This window comes from Bradyrhizobium sp. UFLA05-89, from assembly GCF_059803475.1.
This window is the reverse complement of record NZ_JBANBA010000262.1, coordinates 1-1511: the sequence shown is the minus strand read 5'-3', so window position 1 is coordinate 1511 and position 1511 is coordinate 1. Positions and strand designations below refer to the sequence as shown.

Annotated in this window: 2 protein-coding genes; both read right to left on the bottom strand. The window is 56.2% G+C overall.

Annotation, left to right across the window (positions count from 1 at the left end; all coding sequences use genetic code 11):
• Window positions 1-296, bottom strand: a 296-nt coding sequence (locus tag SO139_RS46140; RefSeq protein ID WP_498542148.1) for an alpha/beta fold hydrolase, incomplete at its 3' end; no start/stop codon positions are given.
• 373 nt (window positions 297-669) lie between these two features.
• Window positions 670-1302, bottom strand: a complete 633-nt coding sequence (locus SO139_RS46135) for a phasin family protein (protein WP_498542147.1) — start codon at window positions 1300-1302, stop codon at window positions 670-672.
• Between the last annotated feature and the right edge of the window lie 209 nt (window positions 1303-1511).

Genomic DNA, 1511 nt, shown 5'->3' with positions numbered 1-1511 from the left:
CTGTAGCCAAACCCGGGCCGGTCGAAGCAAACGACGCGATAGTTGTGGGCCAGGCGGTCGACCAAACCGCTTAGGACGAGGTCTTGAATCATGGTGCCATTCCCGTGGAACAGGACCACGCAAGGCGCGGCGGCATCGCCCCGTTCGATATAGTGAAGGCGCACTCCGTCGCACTCGATGAAGACGCCGATCGGCGGATTCTTTTGCTCCGCTGCCACCTGAAATACGATGTTGCCCAGTATCAGGACGATAAGTCCGACCAAGATGACCAGCAGGACGGCTTCAGTTAAGGACATCGGGCGATCCTTCGCGCTGACGGCGTTCTTCTCCGCAGACCAACTGCAACCTGATGGCTTCGTCCCGCTCCACGACTAACGGCCAGTGCACATGTCTCCAATACCAAGCGGTTGCTTGAAGGGACCTTTGCTTGTGTACTCACACGATACCTAAATAGCGCAGCGCAAGGGAAATTCATTGGGCTCGCAATCGCATTGGAGGGAAGGGGCACTACGCACCATTCAAAATTGCACTTCGTGCGGAGTGTGTTTGAAATACCTTGGTGTATGCTTTTTAACCGTGAGCCGAGGACCAAAACGACAGAGGCCGCCTCAATTGACGGCCTCTGCTCGAGCAGGTTCGAAGCGATCGGAGCCGCGGGCCGCATCGCGACTAGGCTGCGCGCTGAATTTCCGTGATACGCTTTCCCGCATCCTCGGCGATTTTGAGAGACATGTCGGCCAACCGGCGGCTGTTCTCAAGGGTTTTGCTCACGGTCTCCCGAGCAAGCTCGCTCTGAAGCGCCACAAAATCGTGTGGTGTGCGGCAGCGCCACAGCTCGTTCATGCGATCCATGTTGCTCTCCATTTGCTGCCGCACGAACTCGAAATACTCGCGGGAAATCTCATTGACTCCCTTGCTCACGGCCGTCGCAGAATTCAACACCACCTGCGTATTGCGGACTGACTTTTCAGTCGCCTTCAATGCTTCGTCGCCTGTCAATCCGAAAGTACGGCCAAACTGGTCGCTCGAGCGGCCGATCATCGAGGTCGCTGCCTCCATACCGAAACGCCACGTGTTCTGCAGCATCTCGGCATTTTGCTGTAACAGGTGGGCGCTGACTTGGCTCACATCTTCGCCGGCCTTAGCCGCCGCGAGCCCAATTCGTTTCGTGTGCTCAGCTGCTTGCTCGCCGGTTTGCCGAACTGTTTCCTCTCTTTGGTTGAACTTATTCTCCTGCCTTGGATCGGCCATTTTGTGCTCCATTTTGCTGATGAGTTCTGATTGTCCTGTATTCTTTGTCACAGGTGCGCACCTCAACGTGCCTCGCATCAGGGGCGTTCCGGCTCCTATCCCAATTTAATCCATGGCTGGACGAATTTCGAATGAGCTTGGCGGTCTGCTCTGATGATTCAAAGATCCCTGTCGGCAACGTGTCACTGGTCCTAAGGTTGCTCTACAACTCGCAACGCCACCCTCCGCCTAGGCGAGCCTGATCCCTCAACCGGTTGGAT